The sequence below is a fragment of the Enterobacter ludwigii genome, assembly GCA_023023105.1.
In the GTDB taxonomy this organism is placed as follows: Bacteria; Pseudomonadota; Gammaproteobacteria; order Enterobacterales; family Enterobacteriaceae; genus Enterobacter; species Enterobacter adelaidei.
In genome coordinates this window covers 4201217-4217097 of the sequence record CP083824.1, presented here as the reverse complement: position 1 = coordinate 4217097, position 15881 = coordinate 4201217, and the positions used below count along the sequence as shown (strand labels likewise).

The following is a 15881-nucleotide window of genomic DNA, read 5'->3' as shown; positions in this document are numbered from 1 at the left end:
TTGCCTCACTCTCAATAAATACGATCTTTATACCGCCACAGGCGGCAACGAACGAGTAGCAATACGATGAGTCTGAACCTGGTAAGTGAACATTTGCTCGCAGCGAACGGCCTGAGCCATCAGGACCTGTTCTCCATTCTTGGTCAACTGACCGAACGCCGTCTCGACTACGGCGATCTCTATTTCCAGTCGAGCTATCACGAATCCTGGGTTTTAGAAGACAGCATCATCAAAGACGGCTCTTATAACATCGACCAGGGCGTCGGTGTACGTGCCGTTAGCGGCGAGAAAACCGGTTTTGCTTATGCCGATCAGATTAGCCTGGCCGCGCTGGAGCAGAGTGCTCAGGCTGCGCGTACCATTGTGCGTGATACCGGCGATGGTCGTGTGAAAACGCTGGGTGAAGTGCAGCACTCTGCGCTCTATACCAGCATTGATCCGCTGCAGAGCATGAGCCGCGAAGAGAAGCTGGATATCCTGCGCCGCGTGGACAAAGTGGCGCGTGCTGCCGATAAGCGTGTGCAGGAAGTCTCTGCCAGCCTGAGCGGCGTCTATGAGCTGATTCTTGTTGCGGCGACGGACGGTACTCTGGCCGCGGATGTTCGTCCACTGGTCCGTCTCTCCATCAGCGTGCAGGTCGATGACGACGGCAAACGCGAGCGCGGCTCAAGCGGCGGTGGCGGCCGTTTCGGCTATGACTGGTTCCTGGGCGATGTTGACGGTGAAGCACGCGCTGACGCGTGGGCAAAAGAAGCCGTGCGCATGGCGCTGGTGAATCTAAATGCCGTCGCGGCGCCGGCGGGGACATTCCCGGTCGTTCTGGGGGCTGGCTGGCCGGGTGTTCTGCTGCACGAAGCGGTGGGCCACGGTCTGGAAGGTGACTTTAACCGTCGTGGTACATCCGTATTCAGCGGCCAGATGGGGCAGCTTGTCTCGTCTGAGCTTTGCACTGTGGTGGATGATGGAACCATGCGCGATCGCCGTGGCTCGGTGGCTATCGACGATGAAGGTACGCCTGGCCAATACAATGTGCTGATCGAAAACGGTGTGCTGAAAGGCTACATGCAGGACAAACTCAACGCGCGCCTGATGGGCGTCGCGCCAACGGGTAACGGCCGTCGTGAGTCCTATGCACATCTGCCGATGCCGCGTATGACTAACACCTATATGCTGCCGGGCAAATCCACACCGCAGGAGATTATCGAATCCGTCGATTACGGCATCTTCGCGCCAAACTTTGGCGGCGGTCAGGTGGACATCACCTCCGGTAAATTTGTCTTCTCTACCTCAGAAGCGTACTTGATTGAGAAGGGTAAAGTGACCAAAGCGGTGAAAGGTGCGACGCTGATTGGCTCCGGTATTGAAGCCATGCAGCAGATTTCCATGGTCGGTAACGATCTGAAACTGGATAACGGTGTGGGCGTCTGCGGTAAAGAGGGGCAGAGCCTGCCGGTTGGCGTAGGCCAGCCGACGCTGAAAGTCGACAATTTGACGGTGGGTGGCACTGCCTGATCTGACGATGCATAAAAAAATGGCGCTACAGAGGTAGCGCCTTTTTTTTAACGTAAGTTACCCAGCGGTATTTCCGGATCGGGCTCGTGCGTGATGCGGTTACGCAAATCACGACGAATGATTTCGATCGACCAGAACCAGACTAAATGACCCACGATTTCTGAGACGTGTTCGTACCATGGAAGTTCGAACAGCGGCGGTGTCAGACCCATCAGCGGGAAGGAGATCATGTGGACAAAAAGCTGGGCTAACGCACCCGCCAGCAAACCTTGCCAGAGTTTAATTTTCGGGAAGACTTCCGCAACTACACAATACCCTACGGCGAAGACGATTGAGAAAATAATATGTGTTACGCCGACCCAGTTAAATATATGTCCGGCGAATGTATAAACCGCCGCGTTAGGATCGACAACGCCCAGCCAGTCGCGTAAAAATACATAAGGTGGATTGAGAAAATTACGCGAGCAGTCAATCTGACTTGCGGCTCTTATTAATTGCTCTGGTCCGCATGCGGCAGTGAATAAATCACCAGGGCTACGTGGCGGAAGTGGCACCTCCGCTCCCCATTTCACGAATGCAGAGACAATCCCTGCAATCAAACCAATGAACGCGGCGAGTCCATAGCGCCTGCGCGAAGGTGGTGTTTGTTCAAATATATTCATTTCTTTTCCTTGTTCAATGTCATCCTGCGGAATACATTTTATTATTCATATCAGTAACAAATTAATAACAGTCTGAGTGCCAGACTTCTAATAAGGTAAGGGACGGGTAACAGAAGTGTCAATTAGCTATTACTGATAGTGGTGAGGGAATATTCCTGAATGAATGTGCATCTCATCCAGGACATATTCATATAATATATGCTTATCCGCGATAATCAATTATTCCTTACTTCTTCCTCGCATCCCCTGAAACAGCTCCGCCACGTCCACAAAATAGTCTGTCAGATAGTTAATACACACCTGCACCTTGAGCGGTAGTTTGTCTTTTTCTGTGTACAGGGCGTATACCGGGCGCGGATCGGACTGGTAGCGAGGGAACAGGATCTCCAGTACACCGCTGTTGATTTCGTTGATCACCCACATCAACGGCACGTAGGCGATCCCGGCTCCTGCCACTAACCAACGCGAAATGGTCATTGGGTCGTTGGTGATAAACCGGCCTTCTGGCAGCAGTCTGGTGGAGAGCCCTTCCGGAGCAATCAGTTCAAATTCATTGTCGGGTCGAACGCTGTATTCCAGCCATGAGTGGTTGGTGAGATCGGCGGGTTTCTCAGGGACACCGTACTGCGCCAGATAGCTTTTCGAGGCGCAAACGACCATCGGCATACTGCCCAGCCTGCGCGAGAAAAGGCTGGAATCCTGTAATGCCCCAACGCGGATCACCACGTCCAGCCCGTCAGCAATCAGGTCCGGCGCAGGGATACCCGTTACCAGATTCACGGTTAATCCTGGATACTCTTTCAGCATGTCCGCTGTCATGGCAGCGAGGACATTTTGTGCCATAGTTGAAGAACAACCGATGCGCAGTGTGCCGATAGGTGTGTTGTTGAAAGCATAGAGTTGTTCGTGGACATCCTGCACTTCAAGCAGCATGCGGCGACAACCCTGATAGTAAATTTTACCCGCTTCTGTCAGCCCGATGCTGCGGGTACTGCGATTGAGCAGCTTGACCTGAAGCTCATCTTCCAGTTTGGACACCGTCTGGCTGATTGAAGAGACGCTCATCTGAAGCTGGCGTGCAGCAGCGGTAAAAGAGCCCAGTTCAACCACTTTGGCGAAGACTGACATGCGTTTTAAACGTTCCATTGTTCACTCTGGCTTAAAAGTGATTTAGATCACATATTATAGATAACAGCATAACAGTTACGTTAATATATTATTAATTACTTAACGGCTGCGCCATTCTCGCCCGGCATTTCTTGCTCTTCTGCGATGGCGTGCGCTAAAAAATTCTGTAGCCTGCACTCTCTCTTATCAAGGTCAACATGAGTCTGTTTCCCGTTATCGTGGTGTTCGGTCTGTCGTTCCCACCGATATTTTTCGAGCTTCTTTTATCACTGGCGATCTTCTGGCTGGTGCGCAAGGTGCTGGTTCCTACCGGGATCTACGATTTCGTCTGGCACCCTGCATTGTTCAATACCGCGCTGTATTGCTGCCTGTTTTACCTGATATCGCGCATGTTTGTCTGAGGTTGATGTGAAAACACTAACAAGAAAAATCTCCCGAACCGCCATCACCATGGCGCTGGTTATCCTCGCCTTCATCGCTATTTTTCGGGCCTGGGTCTATTACACGGAATCACCATGGACGCGTGATGCGCGTTTCAGTGCCGATGTCGTGGCCATTGCCCCCGACGTGGCCGGTCTTATCACGGCGGTCAACGTTCACGATAACCAGCTGGTGAAAAAAGATCAGGTTCTGTTCACCATCGACCAGCCTCGCTACCAGAAAGCACTGGAAGAAGCGGAAGCTGACGTGGCCTATTATCAGGCGCTGGCGGCAGAGAAACGCCGTGAGGCAGGCCGCCGTAACCAGTTAGGTATTCAGGCTATGTCCCGCGAAGAGATCGACCAGTCCAATAACGTGCTGCAAACCGTGCTGCACCAGATGGCCAAAGCGCAAGCGACGCGCGATCTGGCAAAGCTCGATCTGGAGCGCACCGTGATCCGCGCGCCAGCCGATGGCTGGGTCACTAACCTTAATGTCTATGCCGGTGAATTTATCACCCGTGGCTCAACGGCCGTGGCGCTGGTTAAACAGAACTCCTTCTACGTGCTCGCTTATATGGAAGAGACCAAACTGGAAGGCGTACGTCCGGGTTATCGTGCTGAAATTACACCGCTTGGCAGTAACCGCGTCTTTAAAGGTACCGTCGACAGCGTCGCGGCAGGGGTGACCAACGCCAGCAGTTCTAAGGATGCAAAAGGGATGGCGACAGTGGACTCCAACCTGGAATGGGTGCGTCTGGCTCAGCGTGTGCCGGTGCGTATCCATCTGGACGAACAGCAGGGGAATGTGTGGCCTGCGGGTACCACGGCGACGGTGGTGATTACCGGCGCTAAAGACCGGGATGCCAGCCAGGAGTCGATCTTCCGTAAAATTGCCCACCGTCTGCGCGAGTTTGGCTAATCGCTATGGGTATCTTCTCCATCGCCAACCAACACATTCGCTTCGCCGTGAAGCTGGCGTGTGCCATCGTGCTGGCACTGTTTGTTGGCTTCCACTTCCAGCTTGAAACCCCGCGCTGGGCGGTGCTGACGGCGGCAATTGTCGCGGCTGGTCCGGCATTTGCCGCCGGTGGTGAACCTTACTCTGGTGCGATCCGCTATCGCGGGATGCTGCGTATCATTGGGACGTTTATCGGCTGTTTCGCGGCGCTGACCATTATTATTTTGATGATCCGCACCCCACTGCTGATGCTGATGGTGTGCTGTATCTGGGCGGGCTTCTGCACCTGGGTCTCGTCTCTGGTGAAAGTGGAAAACTCCTACGCCTGGGGACTGGCGGGTTACACCGCGCTGATTATCGTCATTACTATCCAAAGCGAGCCGCTGCTTGCGCCACAGTTCGCCGTGGAGCGTTGCAGTGAGATTGTGATTGGTATTGTTTGCGCGATTGTTGCTGACCTGCTTTTCTCCCCTCGCTCTATCAAGCAAGAGGTGGATCGCGAGCTGGATGCGTTGATTGTGGCCCAGTACCAGCTGATGCAGCTCTGCATCAAGCATGGTGACAGTGAAGAGGTGGATAAGGCCTGGAGCGGTCTGGTACGTCGCACGCAGGCGCTGGAAGGGATGCGCAGTAACCTTAATATAGAGTCTTCGCGCTGGGCCCGGGCGAATCGTCGGCTTAAAGCCCTCAATACGGTCTCCTTAACGCTGATTACCCAGGCGTGCGAAACCTATCTGATCCAGAACACGCGCCCCGAAGCGGTCACCGATACGTTCCGCGAGCTGTTTGCCGAGCCGGTGGAAACCGTGCAGGACGTGCATAAGCAGCTTAAGCGCATGCGGCGGGTCATTGCCTGGACAGGGGAACGCGACACACCAGTGACCATCTACACCTGGGTCGGGTCCGCGACGCGTTACCTGCTGCTGAAACGCGGCGTGGTTAGCAATACCAAAATCAGCGCGACGGAAGAAGAGGTGCTGCAGGGAGAAGTGGTGATTAAGGCGGAATCTGCCGAGCGTCATCACGCGATGGTCAACTTCTGGCGCACGACGCTCGCCTGCATGCTCGGTACGCTGTTCTGGTTGTGGACAGGCTGGACGTCCGGCAGCGGTGCAATGGTGATGATTGCCGTTGTGACTGCCCTGGCGATGCGTCTGCCCAACCCGCGTATGGTCGCCATTGATTTCCTGTATGGCACCATTGCCGCCCTGCCGATAGGCGCGCTCTATTTCCTGGTGATCATCCCGTCCACGCAACAGAGCATGTTGCTGCTTTGCATAAGCCTGGCGGTGATGGCGTTCTTTATTGGCATAGAAGTGCAAAAGCGCCGTCTGGGATCGTTGGGGGCGCTGGCCAGTACGATTAACATCATTGTGCTGGATAACCCGATGACCTTCCATTTCAGCCAGTTCCTCGACAGCGCATTGGGTCAGCTGGTGGGGTGTTTCCTGGCAATGATGGTTATTCTGCTGGTGCGCGATAACTCACAGGCAAGAACGGGCCGTGTATTGTTGAACCAGTTTGTTTCCGCTGCCGTGTCGTCGATGACCACCAATACCGCACGCCGCAAAGAAAACCACTTACCGGCGCTCTATCAGCAGCTGTTTTTACTGCTTAATAAGTTCCCGGGTGACATCGCTAAGTTCCGGCTGGCATTAACCATGATCATCGCGCACCAGCGTCTGCGTAACGCGCCTGTGCCGATCAACGACGATCTGTCGGCTTTCCACCGTCAGCTACGCCGCACTGCCGACCATGTACTTTCCGCGACCAGCGATGACAAACGCCGTCGTTACTTTACGCAACTGCTTGAAGAGCTCGATATCTACCAGGAGAAGCTTAAAGTCTGGGAAGCTCCGCCTCAGGTAACCGAGCCAGTAGGGCGGCTGGTGTTTATGCTGCACCGCTACCAGAATGCCCTCACAGATAACTGACTGAAGTAAAAAAGCCGACGCCAAAGCGTCGGTTTTTTTGTGGCTATACTTAATTCCAGCACGTTCTTACATTCAGAAAGGGAGGACACATGACGACTGAGAAGCTTCAGGACCACATCCTTTTTCAGACCGGTTATCTGGTTAATGGCATCTGGAAAACGCTGGACACGACGTTTGATGTACTTAACCCGGCGACCGGCGAGGTCATCGCTAAAGTCGCGAAAGCGGGTAAAGCGGAAACCGAAGCTGCGATTGCCGCAGCCACCAACGCTTTCCCGGCATGGCGAGCCAAAACCGCGAAAGAACGCTCGGCCATCCTTTACCGCTGGTACGAACTGATTATTGAAAATAAAAGCTGGCTCGGGCGGTTAATGACCACCGAGCAGGGCAAGCCTCTGAAAGAAGCGGAAGGAGAGGTGGAGTACGCGGCCAGCTTTATCCAGTGGTTTGCCGAAGAGGCCAAGCGCGCTAACGGGGAAATTATTCCGCCGATCAAACCCGGTTCCCGCATTCTGGCAACCCGCGAGCCCATTGGTGTGGTCGCGGCGATTACACCATGGAACTTCCCGATGGCGATGCTCACCCGTAAATTAGGCCCGGCGCTTGCTGCGGGCTGTACCGGGGTGATCAAACCGGCCAATAACACGCCGCTCAGTGCTTTTGCGCTGCTTACCCTGGCTAAACAGGCCGGTGTGCCCGACGGTGTTCTCAACGCCGTGGCCGGGAATACCCATGAAATCAGCGATGCGATCATGGCCAGCCGGGACGTGCGTAAAATCTCCTTTACCGGTTCGACCTCCGTCGGCAAAACGCTGGTGCGTAACGCCGCAGACACCATGAAAAAAGTCTCAATGGAGCTGGGGGGAAATGCCCCATATATCGTTTTTGAGGATGCGGATATCGACGCAGCGGTTAAGGGTGCTATCGCCAACAAATTCCGCAATGCCGGGCAGGTCTGCGTGAGCGTTAACCGTTTCTATATTCAGGAAACCGTCTACGACAAGTTTGTGAATAAACTTGCCGATGCGGTAAAGGCGCTGAAGGTGGGGAATGGTCTTGAAGAGGGGGTTGTCGTCGGACCGCTGATTGAACCTGCTGCGGTCAACAAGGTGCGTGAGCATGTCGACGATGCCGTTGCCCGCGGGGCAACCGTGCTGGCAGGGGGGAAACCCCATTCGCTTGGCGGGAATTTCTGGATGCCAACCGTACTGGGTGACTGCCATGAAGGCATGAAGCTGGCAGAAGAAGAGACGTTTGGACCGGTTGCGGCGTGCTTCCGTTTCACTTCAGAAGATGAGGTCATCCAGCGTGCCAACAACACGCCTTATGGCCTGGCGGCTTACTTCTACACCCAAAACCTTTCACGCGTTTTCCGTGTTTCTCAGGCCATCGAGAGCGGGATGATTGGCATTAACGAGTGCGCCGTCTCTACGGAACTGGGGCCTTTTGGCGGGGTAAAAGAGTCAGGCCTTGGACGCGAGGGCTCCGTGCTGGGGCTGGAAGAGTATCTGGAAGTCAAAACCCTGCATATTGGGGGATTATAATAGACAGGGCGGCAACTGCTGCTCGCCTGGACTGGGTGGCTGGCAATGAAAACCTATACGTTTGATTTTGACGAGATCGACAGTCAGGAAGACTTCTATCGTGAATTTATCCGCGTGTTTGATCTTGAACGGGAAAGCGTGACGAATCTGGATACCCTGTGGGACGTGGTGACCGGCAGTCTGTTGCCACTCCCGCTGGAGATTGAGTTCATTCATTTACCCGATAAGCTGCGCAGACGTTTTGGCGCACTGATATTACTGTTCGATGAAGCGGAAGAAGAGCTGGAAGGGCAACTGCGTTTTAACGCGCGCCATTGAATGACATAAAAAAAGCCCCTGACCAGCAGGTCAGGGGCAAGTCGTATGATGAAATACGACGAGGGTTTATTTATACAGTTCTGCCGTAGCATGCCAGTGGTCACCCTGATTCAGTTCGGTGACACGATAGCTGCTGGCACCTGCTTTTTCAGCTTTTGCGGCCAGTTCGTGACGAATATCCATTGGTGAACCAGTGACAGACGTTACGGATACACTGCCCATAGGCTGCAGATTTTGTGCCTGGTCGGCATTCACTTGCTGTACGGCTGCACTTGCGCCGAAAGAGAGAACTGAGGCCAGACCGAGGGTTGCGATGATCAATTTGGTTTTCATAGTCTTTACTCCTGAATAGGGTTGTTGCTCAACGGCGAGAAGGGTTAAACAGCTATTTTTATGCCTGGTGCCGTTGAGTGGAGATTTATGTCTTCAGTTATTGCTAAAACTTATTTGTACAGCTCAGCAGTAGCGTGCCAGTGGTCACCTGAACGAGCTTCAATGATGCGGTAGGATGATGCACCCTGTTCTTCCGCTTTCTTGTTCAGCATCTCATGCATGTCCATCGGGGACGTACCGATTGCACCGACAGAAACCGTACCGATTGCCTGGCGGGATTGCGCCTGGTCAGCATTGATTGAATCAGCAGCGAAAGCACCGAATGACAGGACAGACAGGACGCTCAGCGCCGCTACAGTAGTTTTAATGTTCATGATTTTTACCTCGTCGAATTTTTTCGTGGGGTCTTGTTTCGTGACCCTCATCACAAAATCAAGTATACACTAATAACCAAAAAAATTAATACCAGACTAATTGTTACTATTGTTATTACGTGTTAACCCGTTCGTTTTTTATAACCAAATTGCATAATATTGGCTATTTATCGTCCACTTCGTGCAGTTATATCTAATAAAATCATATTGATATCAGCTTTTGATTTTTTGTGCGATTTTTTGATTTAGCATTCACTGGGTGAATGTTAATGGGTGGTAAAAAGCATTATTTGTCAAAGTCAGGGCAGTGGAATCGAGTGGGAAACGCAGCGGGAGCAGAACGATCCCCGCAGCGGTGCTGCGGGGAGGGGGGATTAGAGTTCCTGTTCGAACAGAACCAGAATTGCCTCGTAGAGGTCTTTGACGGAGAAACCATTTGCCGGGGTGGTAAAGATGGTGTCGTCCCCAGCGATTGTACCGAGAATACCTTCCGCTTTACCTAAGGAATCCAGCAGGCGAGCAATCAACTGCGCAGCGCCAGGGCTGGTGTGGATCACTACGACGGCGTCGTTATAGTCGATATCCAGAACCAAATTCTTCAGCGGGCTGGAGGTCGTCGGCACGCCAAGTTCAGCTGGCAGGCAATAGACCATCTCCATTTTGGCGTTACGGGTACGCACCGCGCCAAATTTGGTTAACATGCGGGAGACTTTCGACTGATTGATGTTATCGAAACCTTGTTCCTGTAACGCCTGAACAATTTCTCCCTGAGAACTGAATTTCTCTTCTTTGAGTAGCGCTTTAAACGCCTTTACTAATTCTTCTTGCTTAGACGAGCTTCGCATAAGTCACCCGGAATATGACGATAGAAACAACATTATTATGCATGTGGATGAATTTTTATGCAAATTATCTACCGGGAGGTAGTCTGAAATAATGTTATGAAAGGGAGTGATTTTATCAGATTTCGTTATCAGAAAACATGCCTGGGTCACGCCACGCAAATAAGCTTAAAAGTAAATTAAATGTTATCAAAATGATGTTGTTTTGGTGGCGGGGCAGGGTGTATTGTAACCACCTCTTAATTCGTTGCCGTCTGTCGTCAGATAGTCTTCTGGTGAGAGATAAAGCCGCGTGACCTCAAATTCTTTAGCTACGAAAATTGTAATTATTTACTCGCTGAATTATGGTCGCCGCAACGGAGTTACAGATACTTAAGTTAACCATAATAAGGAGTTTAGGATGAAAGTCGCAGTCCTCGGCGCTGCTGGTGGTATCGGCCAGGCGCTTGCCCTACTACTGAAAACTCAACTGCCTTCAGGCTCAGAACTCTCCCTGTACGATATTGCTCCGGTAACCCCAGGTGTGGCGGTTGACCTGAGCCACATCCCGACAGCTGTGAAAATCAAAGGCTTCTCCGGTGAAGATGCGCGTCCTGCTCTGCAGGGTGCCGACGTGGTGCTGATTTCTGCAGGCGTGGCGCGTAAGCCCGGTATGGATCGTTCAGACCTGTTCAATGTCAACGCTGGCATCGTGAAAAACCTGGTGCAGCAGATCGCTGAAATCTGCCCGAAAGCGTGCATCGGTATCATCACTAACCCGGTGAACACCACTGTTGCTATCGCGGCAGAAGTGCTGAAGAAAGCCGGTGTTTACGATAAAAACAAACTGTTCGGCGTGACCACGCTGGATATTATCCGTTCCAACACCTTTGTTGCTGAGCTGAAAGGCAAACAGCCAACAGAAGTGGAAGTTCCGGTTATTGGTGGCCACTCAGGCGTCACCATTCTGCCTCTGCTGTCGCAGATCCCTGGCGTTAGCTTCACCGAGCAGGAAGTGGCTGACCTGACCAAACGTATCCAGAACGCGGGCACCGAAGTGGTGGAAGCGAAGGCGGGTGGCGGTTCTGCAACTCTGTCTATGGGCCAGGCGGCTGCACGTTTCGGTCTGTCACTGGTTCGCGCTCTGCAGGGTGAGAAAGGCGTTGTTGAATGCGCTTACGTTGAAGGCGACGGCGAACACGCTCGCTTCTTCTCTCAACCGCTGCTGCTGGGTAAAAATGGTATCGAAGAACGTCAGCCTATCGGCAAACTGAGCGCGTTTGAACAACACGCGATGGAAGGCATGCTGGATACCCTGAAGAAAGATATCACCCTGGGCGAAGAGTTCGTTAACAAGTAAAACGAACCGTCTCTCGTAGGCCGGGTAAGCGTTAGCGCCACCCGGCAAAAAAAACCGAAGCACTCACTGGCTTCGGTTTTTTTATGGCTGTCAGTTTGTTGCCGGGTATTCCTGAACCGTCACCTGCAGCGTGAGTTTCTTATCATTGCGCATGACTTCAACAGGGATAATAGAGCCCGGTCGGATCTCTGCGACCTGGTCCATGGTCTCCAGTGCCGAGACCGCTGGCGTACCATTAACTGACACAATGACATCGTTAACCTGAATTCCCGCGTTGTCTGCCGGGCCGCCAGGTGATACCTCGTTGACCACGATGCCCTGAATCTGATCAATACCGCCGCCCTGGTTATGCATTGGTGCAATTTCACGGCCACCTATTCCGATATAACCACGGATCACCCGTCCATCACGGATCAGTTTATCCATAATTTTGGTCGCCAACTGGAACGGAATGGCAAAGCCGATCCCTTCCGGTGTCTCGCCGTCGTTGCTCTTGTCGAACGAGAGGGTATTGATACCCATCAGCTCACCCAGTGAGTTAACCAGCGCACCGCCGGAGTTACCGCGGTTGATCGACGCATCGGTTTGCAGGAAGTTCTGCCGCCCGGAGGGGTTGAGGCCAATACGACCCGTCGCACTGATAATTCCCTGGGTAATCGTCTGGCCCAGGTTATAAGGGTTACCGATAGCCAGGACGACATCGCCAATGTGAGGGGTACGTTTACGATTAATGGGAATGATCGGCAAACCTCCCGTGGCGTTGATTTTCAGGACGGCCAGGTCGGTCAGGCTGTCAGACCCCACGAGTAATGCCTCAAACACGCGGCCATCCTGCAGGGCAACGATAATCTGGTCGGCATCGTTAATCACGTGCTTGTTGGTAATAATGTAGCCGCGCTCGTCCATAATCACCCCGGAGCCGAGGGTGCGGATCTCCAGTTGGTTATGGGTTGAGCTATTAAGGCCGCGGTTATAGACATTAACCACGGCAGGTGCTGCACGGCGAACGGCCTGGTTGTAGGTGGCCGGCGTTTCATCCGTACTGTCGAACTGGGGAGCCGTCAGTTTATTAAACTGACGTAAAGACGGCATTGCCGCCAGCAGCAGGCCAGCGACAATCAAACCGATGACAATTGAACGTAAGAGCTTTAAAAGCATGATGCGCGTGTCGTTAAAAAAGGGACGATTTGCAGCATAACATGAGTTATCCGGACATCACACGCAGCGGTGATGTCCGGCATCGCAAATGCTTAGCGCAACAGAATATAGATAGATTCATTGCCACGCATAACCTGCAGGGCAATAACCGCCGGTTTACTTTCCAGCACCTTGCGCAGCTCGGCAATGGATTGCACGCGATTACGGTTTACGCCAATGATGACATCATCCTGATGTAATCCTGCTTGCGCGGCAGGGCTGCTCTTCTCAACGGTGTCGATGCTAATGCCCTTCGTTCCGTCTTTCAACTGCCCATCGCTTAACGTTGCCCCTTGCAGCGCTGGGGCGATAAGCTCCGCACTGGCAGATGACGAGGTACTCTTATCCAGCGTGACTTCAACGTCCAGTGGCTTGCCGTCACGAATCAGGCCCAGCTTCACTTTGGCGCCAGGTTCTGTCGTGGCAATGCGTGAACGTAGCTCTGCGAAGCTGCTCAACGGCTTGTCATTCAGGCTGACGATCACATCGCCCGATTTCACGCCGGCTTTTGCCGAACCGGAGTTTGGCAGGACTTCACTCACAAATGCGCCCCGCTGCACGTTGATGTTGAACGCTTTGGCGATATCCGCGCTCATCTCCATTCCCTTGATCCCCAACAGCCCGCGCTTGATTTCACCGAACTGGATCAGCTGCTGGGCAAGCGTTTTGGCCATGTTACTGGGGATGGCAAAACCAATTCCAATGCTGCCGCCGCCAGGGGCCAGAATAGCCGTGTTAATCCCAATCAGCTCGCCATTCAGGTTGAGCAATGCCCCGCCGGAGTTCCCACGGTTGATGGAGGCATCCGTCTGAATAAAGTTTTCCAGCCCCTCCAGATTCAGGCCGCTACGTCCCAGCGCCGAGACGATCCCGGAGGTGGCGGTCTGCCCTAAACCAAAGGGGTTACCCACGGCAACGGCAAAATCACCGACACGCAGTTTGTCGGAGTCCGCAATGGTAATCTGAGTCAGGTTGCTCGGGTTCAGCACCTGCAACAGCGCGATATCGCTCTGGTCATCGCCGCCAATCAGTTTGGCATCAAATTCACGTCCATCATTAAGCTGTACGCTGATTTTATCGGCCTGGCTGATGACATGGTTGTTGGTCAGAATATAGCCTTTGGCCGCATCAATAATGACGCCTGAACCCAGACCTTCAAAAGGCTGAGCCTGCTGGTCGGGAGCTTCATCGCCAAAATATTTTTTCAGTTCTTCCGGTACGCGTTGGCTTTGTACAGCCGTACCCTCAACCTGTACGCTGACGACCGCAGGCAACACTTTTTCCAGCATCGGTGCGAGGCTTGGAATGGCTGCCTGACCGGGCACCTGAGAGGGGATGGCGGCAAGGGCAGGGAAGGACGCCGAGAGAGATAACCCGACACTTAACGCGATAGCGCTCAACAGCTGGTTTTTTTTCTTCATCGATGTTGACTCTCGTAACCTGGAATAAAGGAAAAACGGCCCCAAAAACACGTTGATGTTATTGAATTTTAAACCGCTGAACAATGAGGTGCTTAACTAAATGATAGCTGGGGTCATGAAGAAAGGACGGGCGCAATCGCTGCGCCCGTAAAATAAATTCAGGTTGTGCGATTAATCGCGTTTTACACCGCCACGCAGCAGGCCTGACGCGCCATCTGAATAGTCACGAGGCATCTGGACGGGCGCCTGATCGTTACCGGCTTCAGAGTCTGCCAGACGGTTGCGGAACGGATTGGTTTCCGCGGTCATTTCCGGCAGCAGGCTGCTGGAGCTTTTTGCCATATGTTGATACAGCTGACGATAGTCGGTCGCCATGTTGTCCAGCAGCTCGGCGCTACGGGCAAAGTGGCTGACCAGCTCTTCACGATACTCTTCCAGTTCCGCTTTGTTCTTTTCCAGTTCGTACTGCAGTGACTGCTGCTGACGCAATTTGCGATTACCGAAACGCATGGCCACAGCACCGATGACGATGCCGACGACTAAACCGATTAGCGCATATTCCCAGGTCATGAACTTCTCCCGTTGTCTTGTTGTTCCGTAGGGTGTTGGCTCGGCTCCTGCCTGTGCCTGATAATGCCACTATAACCGCTATTTCTGTAGAAGTGGAATCCTGACGTATCATCGCGTAGTGTAGAACGGCCTTTTTTTCATCAGTCACGGCTGCTGGTGAGGTTTAATTGAAGGAATAACAATAAGATTATGCAAAACCTGTCCCCTGCATCGCGTTATCAACTGGCCCTTAACGACGGCACTCATCAAGCTGATGACGTTCAACGTGAGGCGGTAAGCCGTCTGGAGATGATTTATCAGGAACTCACGGCAAAACCCGCTGAAGTCGAACAGAATGGTGGGCTAAAGGCGGCATTTGGGCGGTTGCTCGGTAAAAAAGCACCACAGGCTCATGCTCCTGTACGCGGCTTATATATGTGGGGCGGCGTAGGGCGCGGAAAAACCTGGCTGATGGATCTGTTTTATCTGAGTCTGCCGGGCGAACGTAAGCAGCGTCTGCATTTCCATCGTTTTATGCTGCGGGTTCATGAAGAGCTAACTGCACTGCAGGGCAAAAGCGATCCGCTTGAGATTGTGGCCGACAGGTTTAAGGCGGAAACGGACGTGCTTTGCTTTGACGAATTTTTTGTTTCTGACATCACCGATGCCATGCTGCTGGGCGGCCTGATGAAAGCGCTGTTTGCACGCGGGATTACGCTGGTTGCCACATCGAACATCCCGCCGGACGAGCTGTACCGCAACGGTCTGCAGCGCGCACGTTTCCTGCCTGCCATCGACGCCATCAAGCAGTATTGTGACATTATGAATGTGGATGCCGGGGTGGATTACCGGCTGCGTACGTTGACCCAGGCGCACCTGTGGCTCTCACCGCTGAACGCCGAGACAACCCATCAAATGGATAAACTCTGGCTGGCGCTGGCGGGGGCAAAACGTGAAAACGCTCCGGAGCTTGAGATTAACCACCGCCCGTTGCCCACGCTTGGCGTAGAGAATCAAACGCTGGCCGTCTCCTTCACAACACTTTGTGTGGATGCCCGCAGCCAGCACGACTATATTGCGCTTTCACGCCTGTTCCATACCGTGATGGTGCTGGACGTTCCGGTCATGACGCGGCTGATGGAGAGCGAAGCACGACGCTTCATTGCGCTGGTGGATGAATTTTATGAGCGGCACGTCAAGCTGGTGATTAGCGCTGAGGTACCTTTATATGAGATCTACCAGGGAGAGCGGCTGAAGTTCGAGTTCCAGCGTTGCCTCTCGCGTCTGCAGGAGATGCAGAGCGAGGAATACCTCAAGCTTGAGCATATGCCATAAATGCCAGCCTCTC

At 53.1% G+C, this 15881-nt stretch carries 16 protein-coding genes; 8 read left to right on the top strand and 8 right to left on the bottom strand.

All coding sequences use genetic code 11. The annotated features are described in order from the left end of the window. Nucleotides 1–66 precede the first annotated feature (66 nt). The gene (tldD, locus tag LCD46_20395) at nucleotides 67–1512 is read left to right on the top strand and encodes a metalloprotease TldD (GenBank protein UOY70361.1); all 1446 of its coding nucleotides are present in this window, start codon (nucleotides 67–69) and stop codon (nucleotides 1510–1512) included. Nucleotides 1513–1559: 47 nt separating this feature from the next. Here tldD and LCD46_20390 read toward each other — a convergent pair whose 3' ends face one another. Both LCD46_20390 and aaeR read right to left on the bottom strand, forming a co-directional pair. Beyond that, the gene (locus LCD46_20390) at nucleotides 1560–2174 is read right to left on the bottom strand and encodes a YagU family protein (protein ID UOY70360.1); all 615 of its coding nucleotides are present in this window, start codon (nucleotides 2172–2174) and stop codon (nucleotides 1560–1562) included. 219 nt (nucleotides 2175–2393) lie between these two features. Further along, nucleotides 2394–3320, bottom strand: a complete 927-nt coding sequence (gene aaeR, locus LCD46_20385; protein UOY70359.1) for an HTH-type transcriptional activator AaeR — start codon at nucleotides 3318–3320, stop codon at nucleotides 2394–2396. Between the two features lie 179 nt (nucleotides 3321–3499). Between aaeR and LCD46_20380 the strand changes: the two genes are divergently transcribed. From LCD46_20380 to LCD46_20360, 5 genes are all read left to right on the top strand, one after another. Beyond that, on the top strand, nucleotides 3500–3703 hold the full coding sequence (locus LCD46_20380; protein UOY70358.1) for an AaeX family protein: 204 nt from the start codon (nucleotides 3500–3502) through the stop codon (nucleotides 3701–3703). Nucleotides 3704–3710: 7 nt separating this feature from the next. Next, nucleotides 3711–4643, top strand: a complete 933-nt coding sequence (aaeA, locus tag LCD46_20375) for a p-hydroxybenzoic acid efflux pump subunit AaeA (protein UOY70357.1) — start codon at nucleotides 3711–3713, stop codon at nucleotides 4641–4643. Between the two features lie 5 nt (nucleotides 4644–4648). Continuing rightward, nucleotides 4649–6616 carry a p-hydroxybenzoic acid efflux pump subunit AaeB gene (aaeB, locus tag LCD46_20370; protein UOY70356.1) on the top strand — a complete coding sequence of 656 codons (1968 nt, stop codon included), beginning with the start codon at nucleotides 4649–4651 and terminating at the stop codon, nucleotides 6614–6616. 89 nt (nucleotides 6617–6705) lie between these two features. Then, nucleotides 6706–8160, top strand: a complete 1455-nt coding sequence (locus LCD46_20365) for an NAD-dependent succinate-semialdehyde dehydrogenase (GenBank protein ID UOY70355.1) — start codon at nucleotides 6706–6708, stop codon at nucleotides 8158–8160. A 45-nt stretch (nucleotides 8161–8205) separates the two neighbouring features. Continuing rightward, a complete protein-coding gene (locus LCD46_20360) occupies nucleotides 8206–8478 on the top strand; it encodes a barstar family protein (GenBank protein UOY70354.1) in 273 nt (90 codons plus the stop codon). Nucleotides 8479–8544: 66 nt separating this feature from the next. Here the strand turns inward: LCD46_20360 and yhcN (LCD46_20355) are convergent, their stop codons facing one another. The 3 genes from yhcN (LCD46_20355) to argR form a co-directional block, all read right to left on the bottom strand. Beyond that, the gene (yhcN, locus tag LCD46_20355) at nucleotides 8545–8811 is read right to left on the bottom strand and encodes a peroxide/acid stress response protein YhcN (GenBank protein ID UOY70353.1); all 267 of its coding nucleotides are present in this window, start codon (nucleotides 8809–8811) and stop codon (nucleotides 8545–8547) included. Between the two features lie 110 nt (nucleotides 8812–8921). Further along, complete coding sequence (yhcN, locus tag LCD46_20350; protein UOY70352.1) at nucleotides 8922–9185, bottom strand: peroxide/acid stress response protein YhcN; 264 nt, start codon at nucleotides 9183–9185, stop codon at nucleotides 8922–8924. A 374-nt stretch (nucleotides 9186–9559) separates the two neighbouring features. After that, nucleotides 9560–10030 carry a transcriptional regulator ArgR gene (argR, locus tag LCD46_20345; protein ID UOY70351.1) on the bottom strand — a complete coding sequence of 157 codons (471 nt, stop codon included), beginning with the start codon at nucleotides 10028–10030 and terminating at the stop codon, nucleotides 9560–9562. Between the two features lie 397 nt (nucleotides 10031–10427). Here argR and mdh point away from each other — a divergent pair, with 397 nt between their 5' ends. After that, complete coding sequence (mdh, locus tag LCD46_20340; GenBank protein UOY70350.1) at nucleotides 10428–11366, top strand: malate dehydrogenase; 939 nt, start codon at nucleotides 10428–10430, stop codon at nucleotides 11364–11366. Between the two features lie 90 nt (nucleotides 11367–11456). On the opposite strand, the gene degS is transcribed toward mdh, so the two are convergent. The 3 genes from degS to LCD46_20325 form a co-directional block, all read right to left on the bottom strand. Next, nucleotides 11457–12524, bottom strand: a complete 1068-nt coding sequence (gene degS / locus LCD46_20335; GenBank protein ID UOY70349.1) for an outer membrane-stress sensor serine endopeptidase DegS — start codon at nucleotides 12522–12524, stop codon at nucleotides 11457–11459. Nucleotides 12525–12616: 92 nt separating this feature from the next. Next, a complete protein-coding gene (gene degQ / locus LCD46_20330) occupies nucleotides 12617–13984 on the bottom strand; it encodes a serine endoprotease DegQ (protein UOY70348.1) in 1368 nt (455 codons plus the stop codon). A gap of 171 nt (nucleotides 13985–14155) precedes the next feature. Next, the gene (locus tag LCD46_20325; GenBank protein UOY70347.1) at nucleotides 14156–14554 is read right to left on the bottom strand and encodes a DUF1043 family protein; all 399 of its coding nucleotides are present in this window, start codon (nucleotides 14552–14554) and stop codon (nucleotides 14156–14158) included. Nucleotides 14555–14743: 189 nt separating this feature from the next. On the opposite strand from LCD46_20325, the gene LCD46_20320 reads away from it, so the two are divergent. After that, nucleotides 14744–15868: a cell division protein ZapE gene (locus tag LCD46_20320; protein ID UOY70346.1), complete on the top strand. Its 1125-nt coding sequence runs from the start codon at nucleotides 14744–14746 to the stop codon at nucleotides 15866–15868. The last annotated feature ends 13 nt before the right edge of the window (nucleotides 15869–15881 follow it).

Bases quoted from the DNA above. Each gene is read 5' to 3' on its own strand.
- tldD (UOY70361.1), top strand. From the start codon at position 67: ATGAGTCTGAACCTGGTAAGTGAACATTTGCTCGCAGCGAACGGCCTG.
- LCD46_20390 (UOY70360.1), bottom strand. From the start codon at position 2,174: ATGAATATATTTGAACAAACACCACCTTCGCGCAGGCGCTATGGACTC.
- aaeR (UOY70359.1), bottom strand. From the start codon at position 3,320: ATGGAACGTTTAAAACGCATGTCAGTCTTCGCCAAAGTGGTTGAACTG.
- LCD46_20380 (UOY70358.1), top strand. From the start codon at position 3,500: ATGAGTCTGTTTCCCGTTATCGTGGTGTTCGGTCTGTCGTTCCCACCG.
- aaeB (UOY70356.1), top strand. From the start codon at position 4,649: ATGGGTATCTTCTCCATCGCCAACCAACACATTCGCTTCGCCGTGAAG.
- LCD46_20365 (UOY70355.1), top strand. From the start codon at position 6,706: ATGACGACTGAGAAGCTTCAGGACCACATCCTTTTTCAGACCGGTTAT.
- LCD46_20360 (UOY70354.1), top strand. From the start codon at position 8,206: ATGAAAACCTATACGTTTGATTTTGACGAGATCGACAGTCAGGAAGAC.
- yhcN (UOY70353.1), bottom strand. From the start codon at position 8,811: ATGAAAACCAAATTGATCATCGCAACCCTCGGTCTGGCCTCAGTTCTC.
- yhcN (UOY70352.1), bottom strand. From the start codon at position 9,185: ATGAACATTAAAACTACTGTAGCGGCGCTGAGCGTCCTGTCTGTCCTG.
- argR (UOY70351.1), bottom strand. From the start codon at position 10,030: ATGCGAAGCTCGTCTAAGCAAGAAGAATTAGTAAAGGCGTTTAAAGCG.
- mdh (UOY70350.1), top strand. From the start codon at position 10,428: ATGAAAGTCGCAGTCCTCGGCGCTGCTGGTGGTATCGGCCAGGCGCTT.
- degS (UOY70349.1), bottom strand. From the start codon at position 12,524: ATGCTTTTAAAGCTCTTACGTTCAATTGTCATCGGTTTGATTGTCGCT.
- degQ (UOY70348.1), bottom strand. From the start codon at position 13,984: ATGAAGAAAAAAAACCAGCTGTTGAGCGCTATCGCGTTAAGTGTCGGG.
- LCD46_20325 (UOY70347.1), bottom strand. From the start codon at position 14,554: ATGACCTGGGAATATGCGCTAATCGGTTTAGTCGTCGGCATCGTCATC.
- LCD46_20320 (UOY70346.1), top strand. From the start codon at position 14,744: ATGCAAAACCTGTCCCCTGCATCGCGTTATCAACTGGCCCTTAACGAC.